A 15,769-nucleotide genomic window follows, 5' to 3' on the forward strand; every position below is an offset into this window, starting at 1 on the left:
ACGCGAAATGATTGAGAATCTGACCGGGACTGTCGAAATCACCGACCTCGACAAATGGTACGGAGACTTCCATGCGCTCAGGCGGATTTCCCTGTCGGTCGCGGATGGAGAAAGAATCGTCATCTGCGGCCCCTCCGGTTCGGGCAAGTCGACACTCATTCGCTGCGTCAACCAGCTTGAAACGCATCAGAAGGGAAAAGTGTCAGTCGGCGGGCTCGAACTGAAACCCGGGGCAGGCAACCTCGCGCCGATCCGCCGTCAAATCGGCATGGTATTCCAGCAGTTCAACCTGTTCCCTCACCTTAGTGTTCTCGGGAACTGCACACTGGCGCTGACCCGTGCCAAGAAGATGCCGCGCACTGAAGCTGAAGCATTGGCGATGGAAAACCTGGAGAAGGTGCGCATTCCCGATCAGGCGCGTAAGTATCCTGCACAGCTCTCTGGGGGGCAGCAACAACGCGTTGCGATCGCCCGTGCGCTCTGCATGCAGCCGAAAGTCATGCTCTTCGATGAGCCCACGTCGGCGCTCGATCCGGAGATGATCAAGGAAGTGCTGGATGTGATGTCGGCGCTGGCGAAGGACGGCATGACCATGATCTGCGTCACACATGAAATGGGCTTCGCTCGAGAGGTCGCGGATCGTATCGTCTTCATGGACGAAGGCATGGTCATTGAGGAGGCCACGCCGGATGTGTTCTTCAGCAACCCACGGAACGACCGAACCAAGAAATTCCTAAGCCAAATCCTTCATTAAGGAGATCCTCGAGCACGCTCGTGCCATGTGTTACCGACATCCGCGCGAGCTACTCAAAATCGGGAACACGGCCGGAGCCCATCGTTAGTCATACCGCCATAGAGACGTCCGGGGCCAAGAGCAGTCGGTCTGCTTGCAGAAACTGCAGGGTCCGGAAAAGCTTGCCAGCATGGCTCCCGCATCGCGGCGCATTCTCGTCCAGACCGGAACCGCGAAGAGCATTGTTTCGAACGGCATGATTTCGTGATTCGACGTTTTAGCTGGACATGGGATAATTATGTTGATATCAACGTAATTATCAAACCGACCACCACGGAGGAGACCATGTTCAAGGATTGCAATTCCTCGGCCATCGTTGCCGTATCCGACATCGCGCGTGCGCGGCGCTTTTATTCGGACGTGCTTGGCCTTGATCTGGTCGAAGATGAAATGGACGAGGTGATGGTGTTTCGCACCGGCAAGACGCATCTCGTCGTCTACCGTTCGGACACAGCGGGAACGAATCGCGCCAACGCCGTGGTCTGGGATGTCGGGGACGGGATCGATGCGATCGTCGCCGACCTTGCCGCGAAGGGGGTCGTCTTCGAGCACTATCCCGAAATCGGGGAGTTCCGCGACAATATCCATCATGCCCAAGGCATGAAGCTCGTCTGGTTCGAAGACCCGGACGGCAACATCCTGCACATCAACCAGATGCCCGGCGACTGACATCGCCGAAAGAGAGGAGCAGTCTCATGAATGCCATCGTTTCCGACCGGAAGCCTGTAAGGATCACCGCCTATGACTGGGTGCCGGGTTTCGCGCAGGGGCTGGTCCGCGATCTACGGTTACGCTGGGCACTTGAGGAGGCGGGGCTGTCCTACGAGGTCGAACTCGTGCCGCAAGGCACGCAGGCCCACGGGCACAACATGTCCCGTCAGCCCTTTGGCCAGATACCGACGCTGACGGCCGACTCCGGGACCATGTTTGAGTCCGGGGCTTGCGTGTGGCGCATTGCCGAGGCGAGCGAAATCCTCCTGCCGAAGGACAAGGCCGAGCGCGACCAGTGCCTGTCCTGGATGTTCGCCGCGCTGAACACGGTGGAGCCGCCGCTGAGCATGATGGCGACACTTTTCTTTTTCGAGCAGGAGCCGCGGCATTTCGGCATAGCGGATGCCGGCGCGGTGGCGACGATCCGGCCTGCCGCACGGGACGGCGCCGTCCTGCGATTGAAGCAACTCGCCGATGTGCTCGGCAAGCGGCAGTATCTGGTCGCGGACCGCTTCACGGTCGCAGACCTGATCATGGTGACGGTTCTGCGCATCGCCGACAGCTTCGAACTCCTCGACGACCAGCCAGATCTTCGCGATTACGTCTCTCTGCATGCCGACCGCCCTGCGTTTCGGAGAGCGCTCGAGGGGCAACTGGCGCCGTTCCGGGAGAACGCGGCGAAATACGAAAAAAAGGGCTGACGCGTCTTCCGACCATTCGTGCCCGACAGACTCTCAAGGAGATTACCATGCCCTTCATCGAAGGATTCGTAACCGCCATCCCCACCGCCAACCGCGAGGCCTTTCTAGATCATACGAGGAAGGCGGTACGCTTCTTCCAGGAATTCGGCGCGGGCCGGATCGTGGACGCATGGGGCAACGACGTGCCGAAAGGCGAGACGACCGACTTCTACCGCGCCGTCGAGGCGAGGGACGACGAGGCGATCGGCTTCGGCTGGATCGAATATGCCGACCGCGCGATACGCGATACGGCGTCGGAAAAGATGATGAACGACCCGCGTATGGCCGAGATCGGCGAGATGCCCTTCGACGGCCAACGCATGATCTTCGGCGGTTTCGAGCCGGTCGTCGATCAGGGCGAAGGCGGCAAGGCCGGCTATGTGGAAGGCTTCGTCGGCGCGGTGCCGACCGCCAACAAGGAAAAGTTCATCACACACGCCGAAAAGGCCGCACCGCTCTTCCTGCGCGAGGGCGCGCTGCGCGTGGTCGAGTGCTGGGGCGCGGACGTGCCCGAGGGCAAGGTCACGGATTTCTACCGCTCGGTGAAGGCCAGGGACGATGAAACCATCATCTTCTCGTGGGTAGAATGGCCGGACAAGACGACCCGCGACGCGGGACAGGCGAGGCTCTTCGCGGAGATGGAAGCGCATATGAAAGACAACCCGATGCCCTTCGACGGCAAGCGGATGATCTTCGGCGGCTTCGAGATCGTCAACGACGCCAGGGGATAAGACAATGACGAACCGGCAGGGAATTCCTATCTGGTATGAACTCATCACGGCGGACGCCGATGCGGCCGAGCGCTTCTACGGCAGTGTGCTTGGCTGGCGGTTCGAGCGTATGCCCGCAACCCCGGACATGGACTATCGCATCGCGAGCGCGCACAGCACGGCGGTCGCTGGGCTGATGCAGCAACCTGACGGCCAGCAGATGCCGTTGCGATGGCTCATCTATTTCGGCGTCGAGGACGTCGACCACAGCGCGCGGGACGCCGGGCAAGCGGGCGCATCCGTTCACGTGCCGCCAACCGATATTCCCGAAGTCGGACGCTTTGCCTTTCTTTCCGATCCGCAGGGCGCGCTCTTCTACCTGATGCGCGGCGCAAGCGAAGAAGACAGCCGGGCATTCCGGTGCGGCGAAAACGTGCCGCAGGGCCATGCGATCTGGAACGAGCTCACAGCGGCTGATCCTGACGCCGCCATCGCATTCTACGGCGCGCTTCTCGGCCTGCGCCGGGAGGGCGGAATGCCGATGGGGGAACTCGGCGACTACAGTTTCATTCATGCGGGGCCGGACTGCATCGGAGCGGTGATGGGCGAAGTGCCGAACGGACAGCCGGGCTGGCTGGTGTATTTCTCGGTCGACGATATCGACGAGGCCGTGAATCGGCTTGGTCAGGCCGGCGGGCGTGCGGTTCAGGGACCCGACGAGATCCCCGGCAACTGCTTCGCGCTCGTCGCCGAGGACGACCGGGGCGCACGCTTCGGCCTTGTTGGACCGCGAACCGGCTGACACCGCCGGCATGGCGGCAATTCATCCGCGGTGGCTGGCGGTTTCGCGCCAATCTCTGCCAGAGCTTCAGAAGCGAAAGGACAAGCAATGACGATTGCCAAGAACACCATCTGCATCTGGTACGACAAGGACGCCGAGGCCGCGGCCCGATTCTATGCCGAGGTTTTTCCTGACAGCTCGGTGACCGCCGTCCACCGTGCTCCGAGCGATTATCCGGCCGGCAAGGCGGGTGACGTGCTGACGGTCGACTTCACGGTCGCCGGCATCCCCTGCATCGGCCTCAACGGCGGGCCGGCATTCAAGCACAGCGAAGCCTTTTCGTTCCAGATCGCCACCAACGATCAGGAAGAGACAGACCGCTACTGGAACGCCATCGTCGGCAATGGCGGTCAAGAAAGCGCCTGCGGCTGGTGCAAGGACAGATGGGGCGTCAACTGGCAGATCACGCCGCGCGTGCTGACGGAGGCGATGGCAGCCGGTGGGGCTGAAGCAAAACGCGCCTTCGAGGCGATGATGGACATGAAGAAGATCGACGTCGCCACGATCGAGGCAGCGCGGCGAGGCTGATGACGCCCGCGTATGTGAACCTCACATGGCAAAGGCAGGTTTCGTGGCCGACGACAAGCCAATCACGCTTATCTCGCGGCCCAGCTCACGGTTGCGCGGGACAAGCTCAGGCCCTGAGCGAGATAGATCGCGTGACGATGGTCAACCCCTTGGCTCGGAGTTGATCGGACCGGCGGATCTTAGGCAAACCTGTGTGAGACTGTCGACCAGGCGCCCCTCCTCGTCGGTTTCAAGCGCATTGCTCAAGGGTCCGACCAGGGCTTCCACGATGGCCCCGACAATGCACATGGAGGTGACCCGGGCGTCCTGGTAAACGAATTCGTCTGCATTGATGCCTTCGTTGATCACATCTTCTATGATCGCACGATAGGGCTCACGAAACCTCAGCCTTTCCGCATCGATTTCCTGATTGACGGATTCGACCAGCAAAGCCCACGCCAGCTTGCGGCCCGCAAGCGCCCGTCGGGCGAATGTCTCCACCATTCGTGCCAAGCGTTCGCGAGCTGTGCCGTGCGCTTCCGCAACCTCGCGAAACGCCTCGATCTCATGTCGGGACGCTCGCTGATACACCTCTGAAAAGAGAGCGGTCTTCGAGGGAAAGTGAACGTAGACGCTGCCTGTCGAAACACCGGCCTCCTTTGCGATGTCGGGAATACCCGTGCCTCCATAACCGGATTCTGCCACGAGACGATGCGCCGCCGTCACGATCTGTTCGCGTGCGGCGTCGATCCGGCTTTGCATCTTAGGCGTTCGGCGATAAACCATTAAGAATTGAACTCCAGTTCATTCTTTTGTATGGTGCCTTCTTATAACAGATTGACCCTTCGTGTCTCGGTCTTGAGGAGGTCAGGATGAAGCACTTCAAGCGGACCTTGGCAACGCGCCGCTCATTGCCTTTGACGAGAAGCGCGACGCCCGTGAGGAAACGCTGCGTTTCATCGTTGTCGATGCCAAACACGCTGCGTGAGGTCCGTGAAGTCTAACTGTCAGCCGCGATCTGCTCGGCCATAGTATGGCGCCGACCTGTTCACCTCAGCCCGCAACCCACGTTTTCCTACCTCCGCTTCTTGCATCGCCCCCTACGGAGATATTCCCATGAGACTAGTCTTTGCAGCCGCTTTCCTTGCTGGCTGGCTTTTCGGACTTTCGGCGAACGCACAAAATCCCGAAGCCGACGTTGCCTTCGAAATGCCCGTCGATGTCAAAAATTGGCGACCGGACATCATCGGGCAGAACGGTGTGTATCGGTTTCAGCAGGTGCAAGGCGGCTGCCAGATCACCTTCGTGCAGAATCTCGGCGCTGATGCGGCAAAGGCCGCGGGGCGCACGCCACACGATACGATCGAGGCCTATGTGCAGCAATTGAGTGTGCAGGTCGGCGACTTAACGAGGAGCAAGACGCCGGATATGGAGCTGCACGCCAGCAACGGCGAACCGGTGGCCTTCTTCTCGGAGGAGATCAGCTATCGCGGACAGGATGGCACTGATTATCGCAACCGGATAGCGACCCAATGGGTAAATGCGGTGGAACTGCTGATCATCGCCGCCTGTCCGTCCAGCGAATGGGAAGCCCAATCAGCAGCTATCGACGCTTTCATCACCAAGGTGTCCGTACATCGCTGAGGGGCAAGCTATGCAGACTGCTCTTGAACCAATTGATACGTCGCAGGAAACGACCCTGGTCGCGGTGCCACAAAAGGTTTGGCCATTCGCCCTCGGCGCGTTTTTGATGGCCGGTCTTTGCGGTGCGGCCGTCTGGCCGCTATTTCGCGAGCCTAGCATCCTTGAGCGAGCGTCTCTCTGGATCGGTGTTGTTTTCTTCGGAGGCGGCGGTGCATTCGTGTCGCTGCAGGGATTGGGCGTCGTTCGGCCGGTTATTACACTATCGCCAGAAGGCTTCACTGCGACACGGGTTGCCTCACAGATTGTTCCTTGGAGCGCCGTCCTGGGCGTTCGGACATGGTCTTCGATGGGAAGCACGCTGATCATCGTGAAAGTAACGGACGAGGTTTGGCGCGGACCGGGGATTTCGCTGACGGCGCGCTTGACCCGTGCTGCCAATCGCTGGCTGGGCATTGACGGACTGGCCATCTCGTTCATGGGAATGCCGATATCCACCAAGGATCTGCTGAAGCTGTTCCGCACCTATGCGCGGGAGCACCGGCGGCCGCGGAAATAGAAATGGCATGAAGTGTGGCGCCTCGGCGAACGGCGTGACCAGGCCGGAAGGCAATCACCAGGAGAAACGGATATGCGCCAATACAATGTAGCTCGAATCTCGTCAAATACCCGAAAAGCAGGAATCGTATTTGGCGGATGGTACAGTGCAGCGTTTCTGGTGATCCTTGTATTAAGCCAACCAGCCTGGACGCACACAGAACATTTCCCTGAAGCACAAGAAACGAATGAGCAATTGATCGCGCTTTACGACGCTGCCGCAGATTTGTGCGTCCGCAGTCCCAGCCGAGACGTCGAAGTGGCGGTCGCCTGCCAATCGATAGCGATCTATGGCATGGCCCTCAACGAGCGCGGCATGTGTCGCGGGAAGAAAGACGAGGCCAACGCCTTCCATAAATGGCACGAATGCCAAACCGACTCGATGCGCTTTCCTGAAGTCGAGGTCCCTGCAGGTTTCCAATAGTCGTCGCCGGAAAGAGCGGTTCTTGATCGAAGCGTCACCGGCATTCGCAATACCGGTAGTTTGCTCAGGACCCGTCAGCCGCGACGCGCAGCGTCATCACCCTCGCCTTTTGCGTCTGGAAAGAGACCAGATTCGCGTAAGCGTACCATATTCGTCAGAACTGGACGTTGAAGCTCGTCTTCACGCCGTGATCCTGTGCTCGCGAAGCGATCTGGCCGGAATAGTGGATGGCGAAGCTAGCCGTCGACGAGACATCGATGTCGACGCCGGCCTCCAGCGTCAGCGCATCACGCGCGATCGAAACGCCCGATACCGTGAACGCATCGCCACCTCCGAAGTAGAGTGTCGCATCTGGCGTGCCATTGCCAAAGGCGTGACGCCAGCCGACCATGCCGGTGAGGCGGGCGGTCCTCGCCTGGCCCATGGCCAGTTCCGTTTCCGCCCGCACGCCGAGCGTGGTGTAGGTGGCATCGACGGTCTCGCGAGCCGCATTCAAAGCCGCGGCCCCGCCATCCTCAGCAAAGCCTCGCGTCGAATGGCGGACATGGGCGAGGTTGGCGAAGGGTTCGAAACGCGCGGCACCTGCCGTGAAGCCGTAGCCGAGCTCGCCGAAGAGCTGCCCGGTGCCGGCCCGGTAGCTCGATGAGAGCGTATCAGAAAATCCGTTGAACGCTGCGGTGCGGTCGATCTCCATGTCGTGCCAGCTATAGGCTCCGCCGAGACGCACGCCGAACCCGCCGATCTCGGTGCCGCCATAGGCACCGAGATGATAGCTCGCCGCCGAGCCGGAAGAGCTCCGGTCGTCGACGTCGAACTCCGTGTGGCCGTAGCCGGCAAGGAGGCCAAGGCGCCAATCGCCGGCAGCCGCATCGGTGCCGAGCACGAACCCGCCGAGCGACCGCTCGAGCGATGCGGCGTTGCCGTCGCTCTCCCATTCGCCGCGGGCGCCGAAGCCCTGGCCCCAGAACTCGATCCCGTCGAGCACAGACGCCGTTTGCGGCGCCGCCACGCTGTCCGATGCCGCGCGGATCCGGCTGATGGCCGCCTCGCGCGTGAACCGGCTGTCCTCGACGAGCACGGTCTTAGCCGAGGCATGGATCTCACCCGAGACCGCGTCGAACGCGTCTCGCGCATCCTCGATGTCACCGAGCGCGGCAATGGCCGAGAACACTTGCCCGGCGCCGACCGACTGGATGCCGCTGGCAGCGGCCTTCTGGTTGGGGGTCAGCGCCACATCGGCAAAGTCGGTCGTCTGGGCCAGCGTCACGTAGGCGTTGCTGGCGTCGTAGGTCAGCATCGGCGTGATGAACAGCGAGCCCGAGGCGAACGCCACGCCATCGAACCCGCCGACCACCCCGCCGCCGGCGGTGACGATGGCATATGGAGTATCGATGCTGACATCGGGGAGGGGCAGCACGTCCACGAGCCCGCCATTGATCGTGGCCGTGCCGGCCGCATTGACGAGATCGGCGTTGCCGAGGCCGTTGACTTCAACCACGAGCTGACTGCCGGCATCGAAGATGATGCTACCGACATCGAGCGTGCCGATGGAGTTGCCCGGCGCTACCGTGCCGTTCGAAGCGACGGTCACGTCGCCCGCCGCGCCCGATCCGCCGAGCGTGCCGCCGGCATCGACATCGACGGTGCCGCCCAGGACGCCGTCAACGACAAGCGTGCCGCCCCAGATCCTCGTCATGCCGGAAAAGAGCGCGCTGTCTGCCGTCAGGATCGTCCTACCGCCGCCGTGCTCAATATCCGCATTGCCCTTGAGGATTGGATCGAACCGGTATTCCTCGTCGGTGTGGGAGAAGAACAAGCTGCTATCGCCAGCGCCGAACTGGATCCTGGTCGCGCCGATGGTTCCCGCGCTATTGCCGTTGCCGATGCTGATGGTGCCGTGGGAGCCGGCCTGCGTACCGACCAACACCGTGCCCGCGCCGCCGCCGACGGTGACCGACCCGCCATTCTCGACCACCAGCGTGCCGGCGCCCGCATCGCCGAGGGTTAGTGTCCCCGTCGAAATCGCGCCGCCGTCCGCCCACAGGGCCCCGCCACCAGCGACCGCGCCCACCACGGTGTTCCCGACGAGGCTCGCGGTCGCGCCGTCCGTCACGGCAAAGGTGCCGATGCCGGATTCGCCGATGGTGGCGTCCCCCAGCCCCTGCCAGCTCGATCCGGATCCACTGACCTCGGCTATCCCCATGGAACCATTCGACTGGCCGATCAGCAGGTTCCCGTCATGCTTGACTGAAGCGCCTCCCGCGACGGTGAATTCGCCGAGACCGGACTTGGCGATCTCGATCGCTACGCCCGCTTCGAGCGCGGTGCTCGCCCCCATCAAGGCTATGGTGCCACGCCCGTTGACGTCGGCGCCGAGCCGGACATAGCTGACTGCATCGATCCTGGCTCCGCCGCCGGCGGTCACGATCCCCTCGCCAAACTGGCCGACATAGATGTCGTCGGCAGTGTTCGCCCAGACCGTGCCGGGGCCGGACAGATGCACTTCGCCGACGCTGCCGGCCTGCTGACCCATCGAGGTGATACCAGTTTCGAGCCATGCGCCATCCGAGACGGAAATGGTCGCCTTGCCTGCCTCGGCGATGGTTACCAGGTTGGCCGTAAAGGTAGAGCCCTGCCCTTTGATCACCATGTCGGCAGTGCCGGTTGCGCCTATACCGAACACTGCATTATGCCCGGCGTTGCCCAGCGCCCCGCCGTTTTCGATATACAGGACTGCAGAACCATGGACGCCAGCCATCAAGTCGCCGAAGATCAGCCTGGCACCCGTTCCGCTGACGGTCACCCGACCGCTGCCGGTTGCATCGTCACCCAAGTTCAGGGTCTGCGCCACGTCCAGGCTGGCACCGTTCCGCACCTGCAGGTCGCCGCGGCCGCCATTGCCGATAAAGGCATGTTCCTGAACCTCCCAACTGGTTCCCTCACCGGAAATGTCGAGAGAACCGTCTCCGGACTCAAAGACCCCCAGGGTCAACAATCCGCCGGTGACCGCCACGGCACCATCCGTCAGGCTGGCGGTTCCCTTCCCCCACGAGCCTATCCCCAGATGATCGGTTAGCGCAAAGCTCGAGCCGTTGCCGGTGACTGTCAGTGTTCCCTCGTTGAAATGGCCCACGACAAGATCCGTCGAACTGAGCGAGGCGCCATCGTTGACCGTGACAGTGCCCTTGCCACTTGAACCGACCTGGATAACCAATCCCGTAGCCGTGAGATCCGAGCCGGTTCCGGAGACGGTCACCGTGCCGACGCCGTTGTCGGCACGGCCCACAACGATGACATCGGCCGAAACGATGCCGCCATTTTCTATGATAAGTGTGCCGGCCCCGGTATCACCGACTATGAGGGTCTCACCCACCAGGTTCCATGGGGAGGGATGATCTCCCGGCACCGTGACGATCTGGCCGCTATCGATGCTTTCTTCGGCGCGGGCGGGCGTGAGCGCCAAGGTGAGCGCGGTGGCCGATACCCCGGTAAGCGCCATTGTCATGAGCCGGCGGTAGGCGTTGGCCTTCCCCCGGAAGGTGGAAACGAATGTCGACATGCAATCCTCTCGCCCCGCGACTCGACACAGCCCGACACATGCCGGAACTGATCCGGTTCGCTTTTCGATGGGAAGAGGAGCGCCAATCAAGCGGAATGCGCGACCCGCCGGCAAATGTGGCCGCGCGCGCAAGCAAAGTGGCTCTGCCTGCAAAATCCATGGTTAACAGCACGATAACGCGGCGCGCTTCAGCGCAGCTCGCGAATCCAATGCCACATATGGCGGGCAGCGTCCGCCTGCCAAACTGTAAGGCTACGCCCTTCCGCGGCGAGCGCGCGCGTCTCGCGAGGGGTCATCTCAAAGGCGCGGCGGAAGGCGCGGATGAAGCTCTTACGGTGGGTGAAGCCATAGCGCCCGGCAATCTCGGCGACGCTCTCGTGCCGGTGTGCCGGGTCCGTCAGCTCGGCGCGGCAACGGCGCAACCTTTCGGCCTGCACATAGTGCGTGAACCCGCCATGCGGCTCGAACAGGTAATAAAGTTTGCGCGTCGACATGGCGAACGCCGCCGCGACGCTTTCGACGGAAAGAATCGGATCGGCGATGCGCGCTTCGACATGGCGGCGGATTTCGCCGGTCAGCGCCATACGTACAGCGGCAGCGTTCTCATCGGCCACCGCAGCATTGACGGCTGCCGCGGCCAGCTCCAGCGTCGGACCAACGATGGTCGCGACCTCCCCACGGCGCATTCTTGGCGCGGCCTGGTGGAGGCCTTGCAAATGATTGCGCAAGAGCACCATAAGCGGCGTCTCACCGGGAATGCGGCGCAGGTTCTGCGCATCGGGCGCCTTAAGAAGCGGCGCAAGCAGGCGGCGGGGAACGGTGAGGTTGAGGCTCGAGAAATCCGAAGTCGCCGTAGCCTGGCGTTGGGCGAGGTCGGCGATCAACATATCGCCCGGTCCGGCCTCGTCCTCCGTCCCTCTATCGCGTCGCCCGTGCCGGCCGGAAACGCAGATTTGAAAGGTGATGTGGTCGAGGCCATCCCGACCGATCCGGGTCCGTGAACGATCGAAGCTCTGCGCAGCGCACCGATAGTAGGTCAGTACCACCTCGCCGAAATGAAACGCCTCGGCGTGGCAGTCCAAATTCTCGTCTCCACCGCCGATGAGGCGCACGTCATAGAGCGCGCCGATCGATTCCTGCCAAACGGAATGCGCCTGCCTGAACGGCAGGCTTCGCGTGTCCAGCACCGAGCGCGGAACTTGCAATGCGGCATCCGTCAGCGTCGCTATAGGCATTTCGGGTTCCGGCAGCGTGCGGTCCGCGGCAAGCTATTCCATCGCCGCACACTCGTAAATCGGGCAGTTTCAATTTCCCGATACCTTCCGTTGAACACCGCTGGAGCCGTAGCCGGCGAGTTCGACGCGCGCGACTAGAAAACATGCCGTTCGTCAAACTTGCGCTCGTCTGCAACGCCAACAATGTCTAAATCGGCGCCACTTGCGATCTCCCCCGCTTCAACGGGGGCAGAACGATATCGCGGGGGCCAGATTAGATCCGGCCCCCACGATATCAGGATCAACAAGCTCGATCAAAGAACGAGAAAGCCCGCGTCAACAGGATCGTCACGGTTGATGGTCCACCTTGCGGTGCCGAGGAGACCCGCAGTGCCCTTGACGGTAGGACGAACGGCACGAGTATTGCCGAGCGTCGTTTCACCGATCAAGCAACCTTCGAACGTGCCGCTGCCGAGCAGACCCTCCGACTTGATCGGCTGGTTCAGGGCAAGTTTGCCACGCGCCTCGAACATCGCCATCATCGCGCTGGTTCCGGTCCCACCCGGCGAACGATCGAGTTGGCCCGCGCTGAAAACGTGAACGTTCTTGTAGAACGCGCCTTCGATCGTCGGCTCGTGCCAGAAGGTGACGAAGTTGAGATCGTTGATATGGCCTTGCGTCGGATGCTGGATCGTCAGCTTGTCACGCAGCATGTCGCGGGCGATGACACCGAGGCGCGACAGCTCGCTGCCATTCTCCGGCGAGATCTTCAGCTTCGTACCGCACAGATCGATGATCCCGAAATAGTTGCCGCCCCAAACGAGATCAGCCTTGAGTTCGCCGATGCCGGGTAACTCGAACGGGATGTCCTGCTCGGCGACATAGGCTGGCACATTCTCGAAGCGGGTCCAGAGCACGTCGGTGCCTTGCGAGGCAACCTCGGCGACCACCAATCCGGCGGTCGTTTCGAAGCGTATACGCGTCGTGCCATTCTCACCGGGTGCGACGAAGCCATGGGCAACCATCGCCATGGCAACCGCAATGGTGCCGTGGCCACACATGTGGGAATATTCGGTGCCGTCAATATAGATCAATCCGGCATCATATTCCGGCGAGGAAGGCGGGGTGAGGAACACACCGAACATATCGCCATGGCCGCGGGGCTCGCGCATAAGCGCCTTGCGCACCCAGTCGTAATTCGCCTTCAGGAAGGCGCGCTTCGCAACGATGGTCGAGCCGACCGGATAGGGGATGCCGCTGTGGATGATGCAGAGCGGCTCGCCCTCGGTGTGGGTATAGATGACATCGAAGGCATTCTGAAACTTCATGATTGGGCTCCTGGCAGACATATGGTCAATCGTCATTGGTGGTAAGGAAATCGAGACCGACCGTGAGATCGATCAGGATGATTGCGACGGCGGCTGCGACGATGGTCGCCGAGGAAACAGCGGCGATCGACGGGTCGACCGAGTACTGGACGTAATTGAAGAGCTGGACCGGGATCGTGTTGAGTTCAGCGGTCGTGTTGAAGATCGACAGCTCGACATTGATGAAGGAGGTGATGAAGGCGAAGATTGCACCGGCGACAAGCCCGCTGCGAATCTGCGGTAACGTCACCAGAAAAAATGTCGTGACCCCATCGGCGCCGAGATCACGCGAAGCCTCCTCCATCGCCTGCTGTTCGCGCGACAGAAGCGGCAGCACGGTTCTCAACACGAAGGGCGTGACGATCACCACGTGACCTACGAGCAGGGCCCAGAAGTTCCGCGTCAGCCCGATCGACCCGCCGAATTGCAGGAGCGCTGCACCAAGCACCAGATGCGGAAGGACGAGCGGCGAAAGCAGGAATGCAGAAAACGCTCCCTTGCCCGGAAAATCGTAGCGCGAAACGGCAAGAGCGGCTGGCACGGCCAGCAAGATGGCGATCAGCGTTGCCGAGGCAGCAAGCCACGTGCTCGTCAGGAAGCTTGCGACATAGGTCGGATTGGAAAATATTACAGCGTACCATTTCAGTGTGAGGCCCTGTGGCGGGAAGGCCAAGAATTCGCTCGTCGTCAGCGAGGCGCCAACGAGCACTGCGAGCGGTAGGACGAGGAAGGTCATCCCGAAGAGAGCGACGATGCAGATCAGGTTGCGCAGGATCATGTCATCGCGCTCCCAGCCGTGAGACCAGCGAGGAGATCCCGATGATCGCCATGGTGAAGACGAGCAGCGTCACGGCCAGCGCCCCACCGTAGTGGAAGTCGAATACCGAGGAGTATTGTTGGAAGACGAGGACCGCGAGCACGGTCACCCGGCCGCCGGAGAGAAGTGCCGGCGTGACGTAGGCGCTGACAGCGAGGGCGAAGACAATGATCGCGCCAGCAGCGATGCCGGGGGCCGTCAGCGGGAAGGTCACGCGCCAGAAGGTGGCCGCCGGGCTCGCGCCGAGATCCGCGGATGCCTGCTCCAGCGAATGGTCGATCTTGGCAAGCGCGTTGCCGATCGTCAGCACGACGAAAGGTAGCAGGATATAGACGAGGCCGATCAGGATACCGGTTTCGGTGCCGAGAAGGCGCAACGGACGCTCGGTCAAGCCCGCCATCTGGAGTGTCTCATTGACAAGGCCGTTGCGACCCAGAAGCACCATCCAGCCAAAGGAGCGAACGATATTACTGGTGAAGAGAGGTAGGATCAGCAGGATGACGCAGAGCCGCCGCCAACTGCGGAACTTGACGATCCGCACCAGATACCAGGCGAGCGGATAGCCGATTAGGATGCAGATCAGCGTCGTGACTATTCCTAGGCGAAACGTCGTCGCGATCACCGACCAATGATAGGTATCCAGCAGAATACGCGCATAGTTGGCCAGCGTCGGCACGCCATCGCCATTCGTGAAGCTCGCGGTTGCGACGACTGTCAAAGGCACGAGGAAGAAGGCCGTGAAGAATAAGAGCGGCAGGAAGACGAGCGCCGCAACGGTCGAGCGCGAGTTGATCATGACCTTTCGGACTCGATGATGTGGATGTCGTCGCCAGCGATGACCAGCGTGACTTTGTCGCCAGGCTTGAATCCTCCGTCGGAGAGACCGAGCCTGCGGGCTACGATCTCATAGCCGAGCGACGTACAGTGAATATCGGTCGTGCCTCCGATGCTCGCGACCGCCGCGACTTCGGCGGTAATGCGCACGTCATTTTCGGATAACGCGGCCGTATCGCCCTCTCGCAGGATACGGACATGTTCCGGCCGAACCACGCCGAGCCGGTTCGTGGACTGGTCGGCGGGAGCAAACACGATCTCGAAACCGTGTGCGCTGTCGATTGATAGCAGGTTCGCCTCGCCGATAAATTCGGCCACGAAGCGGTTGGCCGGACGGCGATAGATTTCGGCACCGTTCCCCACCTGCTGTATGCGTCCCTCCGACAGCACCGATATGCGATCCGACATCGCCATCGCTTCTTCCTGGTCGTGCGTGACGAAAACGAAGGCGACGCCGAGCTTCTCCTGCAGTTGCTTCAGTTCGACCTGCATGCGCCGGCGCAATTGAAGATCGAGCGCGCTCAGCGGTTCGTCGAGGAGAAGCAGTTTTGGACGATTTACGATGGCGCGGGCCAAGGCAACACGTTGCTGCTGACCGCCTGACAACTGACGCGGATAGCGATCGCCCATTTGCCCAAGTCCGACGAGCGAGAGCGCCTCACTCGCCCGTTCTGCGGCTTCCACCCGTCCTGCCCCGCTACGCCGGGGTCCGTAGGCGACGTTATCCTGCACACTCATATGCGGAAAGAGCGCATAGTTCTGGAAGACGGTGTTGAGCGGCCGGCGATGCGCCGGCACGTTTGTAATGTCCTCTCCGTCAATGCGTATCGTACCGCGATCGGCTGTCAGGAAGCCGGCGATCAGCCTCAGCAGAGTCGTCTTGCCGCAGCCGCTCGGGCCAAGCAACGAGACGAATTCGCCTGCTTCGACATTTAGCGAGACGTCCTTGAGCGCCTGATGGCTGCCGAACGACTTCGATACGCCTTCGATGGAGAGGAGAGCCATGGACCTGAC

General features: G+C 61.6%; 16 protein-coding genes. 9 read left to right on the forward strand and 7 right to left on the reverse strand.

Annotated features, from left to right (window positions below):
- The first annotated feature begins 7 nt into the window (after positions 1-7).
- From XW59_RS26895 to XW59_RS26920, 6 genes are all read left to right on the forward strand, one after another.
- Positions 8-754, forward strand: a complete 747-nt coding sequence (locus XW59_RS26895; protein WP_047144361.1) for an amino acid ABC transporter ATP-binding protein — start codon at positions 8-10, stop codon at positions 752-754.
- A 324-nt stretch (positions 755-1,078) separates the two neighbouring features.
- The gene (locus XW59_RS26900; protein ID WP_047144362.1) at positions 1,079-1,462 is read left to right on the forward strand and encodes a VOC family protein; all 384 of its coding nucleotides are present in this window, start codon (positions 1,079-1,081) and stop codon (positions 1,460-1,462) included.
- 26 nt (positions 1,463-1,488) lie between these two features.
- Positions 1,489-2,205, forward strand: coding sequence for a glutathione binding-like protein (locus tag XW59_RS26905; protein ID WP_047144363.1), 717 nt, complete (start codon positions 1,489-1,491; stop codon positions 2,203-2,205).
- Between the two features lie 47 nt (positions 2,206-2,252).
- Positions 2,253-2,975, forward strand: coding sequence for a DUF1428 domain-containing protein (locus XW59_RS26910; RefSeq protein ID WP_047144364.1), 723 nt, complete (start codon positions 2,253-2,255; stop codon positions 2,973-2,975).
- Between the two features lie 4 nt (positions 2,976-2,979).
- Positions 2,980-3,756: a VOC family protein gene (locus XW59_RS26915; protein ID WP_047144365.1), complete on the forward strand. Its 777-nt coding sequence runs from the start codon at positions 2,980-2,982 to the stop codon at positions 3,754-3,756.
- A gap of 87 nt (positions 3,757-3,843) precedes the next feature.
- The gene (locus XW59_RS26920; protein WP_047144366.1) at positions 3,844-4,323 is read left to right on the forward strand and encodes a VOC family protein; all 480 of its coding nucleotides are present in this window, start codon (positions 3,844-3,846) and stop codon (positions 4,321-4,323) included.
- A 141-nt stretch (positions 4,324-4,464) separates the two neighbouring features.
- Here the strand turns inward: XW59_RS26920 and XW59_RS26925 are convergent, their stop codons facing one another.
- Entirely contained in the window at positions 4,465-5,064 is a 600-nt protein-coding gene (locus XW59_RS26925; RefSeq protein ID WP_206077761.1) for a TetR/AcrR family transcriptional regulator, read from the reverse strand.
- 354 nt (positions 5,065-5,418) lie between these two features.
- Here XW59_RS26925 and XW59_RS26930 point away from each other — a divergent pair, with 354 nt between their 5' ends.
- From XW59_RS26930 to XW59_RS26940, 3 genes are all read left to right on the forward strand, one after another.
- Positions 5,419-5,946 carry a hypothetical protein gene (locus tag XW59_RS26930; RefSeq protein WP_047144368.1) on the forward strand — a complete coding sequence of 176 codons (528 nt, stop codon included), beginning with the start codon at positions 5,419-5,421 and terminating at the stop codon, positions 5,944-5,946.
- 10 nt (positions 5,947-5,956) lie between these two features.
- Complete coding sequence (locus XW59_RS26935) at positions 5,957-6,502, forward strand: STM3941 family protein (protein ID WP_136068043.1); 546 nt, start codon at positions 5,957-5,959, stop codon at positions 6,500-6,502.
- A 72-nt stretch (positions 6,503-6,574) separates the two neighbouring features.
- Complete coding sequence (locus XW59_RS26940) at positions 6,575-6,964, forward strand: hypothetical protein (RefSeq protein WP_136068045.1); 390 nt, start codon at positions 6,575-6,577, stop codon at positions 6,962-6,964.
- Positions 6,965-7,118: 154 nt separating this feature from the next.
- Here the strand turns inward: XW59_RS26940 and XW59_RS26945 are convergent, their stop codons facing one another.
- From XW59_RS26945 to XW59_RS26970, 6 genes are all read right to left on the reverse strand, one after another.
- Complete coding sequence (locus tag XW59_RS26945; RefSeq protein ID WP_047144371.1) at positions 7,119-10,523, reverse strand: autotransporter domain-containing protein; 3,405 nt, start codon at positions 10,521-10,523, stop codon at positions 7,119-7,121.
- 188 nt (positions 10,524-10,711) lie between these two features.
- Positions 10,712-11,635: a helix-turn-helix domain-containing protein gene (locus XW59_RS26950; RefSeq protein ID WP_170990229.1), complete on the reverse strand. Its 924-nt coding sequence runs from the start codon at positions 11,633-11,635 to the stop codon at positions 10,712-10,714.
- A gap of 416 nt (positions 11,636-12,051) precedes the next feature.
- Positions 12,052-13,065, reverse strand: coding sequence for a proline racemase family protein (locus XW59_RS26955; RefSeq protein WP_047144373.1), 1,014 nt, complete (start codon positions 13,063-13,065; stop codon positions 12,052-12,054).
- 25 nt (positions 13,066-13,090) lie between these two features.
- Positions 13,091-13,882 (reverse strand): ABC transporter permease, encoded by a 792-nt coding sequence (locus tag XW59_RS26960; RefSeq protein ID WP_047144374.1) that lies wholly within the window; start codon positions 13,880-13,882, stop codon positions 13,091-13,093.
- A 1-nt stretch (position 13,883) separates the two neighbouring features.
- On the reverse strand, positions 13,884-14,717 hold the full coding sequence (locus tag XW59_RS26965) for an ABC transporter permease (protein WP_047144375.1): 834 nt from the start codon (positions 14,715-14,717) through the stop codon (positions 13,884-13,886).
- Positions 14,714-15,760, reverse strand: coding sequence for an ABC transporter ATP-binding protein (locus XW59_RS26970; protein WP_047144376.1), 1,047 nt, complete (start codon positions 15,758-15,760; stop codon positions 14,714-14,716). Before XW59_RS26970 ends, XW59_RS26965 begins: the two co-directional genes overlap by 4 nt.
- Positions 15,761-15,769: the final 9 nt, after the last annotated feature.

This window comes from Aquamicrobium sp. LC103 (genome assembly GCF_001014615.2).
Taxonomy (GTDB): domain Bacteria; phylum Pseudomonadota; class Alphaproteobacteria; order Rhizobiales; family Rhizobiaceae; genus LBCQ02.

Coding starts and splice junctions, on each gene's coding strand:
- XW59_RS26895 (WP_047144361.1), top strand. CDS start 8: ATGATTGAGAATCTGACCGGGACTGTCGAAATCACCGACCTCGACAAA.
- XW59_RS26900 (WP_047144362.1), top strand. CDS start 1,079: ATGTTCAAGGATTGCAATTCCTCGGCCATCGTTGCCGTATCCGACATC.
- XW59_RS26905 (WP_047144363.1), top strand. CDS start 1,489: ATGAATGCCATCGTTTCCGACCGGAAGCCTGTAAGGATCACCGCCTAT.
- XW59_RS26910 (WP_047144364.1), top strand. CDS start 2,253: ATGCCCTTCATCGAAGGATTCGTAACCGCCATCCCCACCGCCAACCGC.
- XW59_RS26915 (WP_047144365.1), top strand. CDS start 2,980: ATGACGAACCGGCAGGGAATTCCTATCTGGTATGAACTCATCACGGCG.
- XW59_RS26920 (WP_047144366.1), top strand. CDS start 3,844: ATGACGATTGCCAAGAACACCATCTGCATCTGGTACGACAAGGACGCC.
- XW59_RS26925 (WP_206077761.1), bottom strand. CDS start 5,064: ATGCAAAGCCGGATCGACGCCGCACGCGAACAGATCGTGACGGCGGCG.
- XW59_RS26930 (WP_047144368.1), top strand. CDS start 5,419: ATGAGACTAGTCTTTGCAGCCGCTTTCCTTGCTGGCTGGCTTTTCGGA.
- XW59_RS26935 (WP_136068043.1), top strand. CDS start 5,957: ATGCAGACTGCTCTTGAACCAATTGATACGTCGCAGGAAACGACCCTG.
- XW59_RS26940 (WP_136068045.1), top strand. CDS start 6,575: ATGCGCCAATACAATGTAGCTCGAATCTCGTCAAATACCCGAAAAGCA.
- XW59_RS26945 (WP_047144371.1), bottom strand. CDS start 10,523: ATGTCGACATTCGTTTCCACCTTCCGGGGGAAGGCCAACGCCTACCGC.
- XW59_RS26955 (WP_047144373.1), bottom strand. CDS start 13,065: ATGAAGTTTCAGAATGCCTTCGATGTCATCTATACCCACACCGAGGGC.
- XW59_RS26960 (WP_047144374.1), bottom strand. CDS start 13,882: ATGATCCTGCGCAACCTGATCTGCATCGTCGCTCTCTTCGGGATGACC.
- XW59_RS26965 (WP_047144375.1), bottom strand. CDS start 14,717: ATGATCAACTCGCGCTCGACCGTTGCGGCGCTCGTCTTCCTGCCGCTC.
- XW59_RS26970 (WP_047144376.1), bottom strand. CDS start 15,760: ATGGCTCTCCTCTCCATCGAAGGCGTATCGAAGTCGTTCGGCAGCCAT.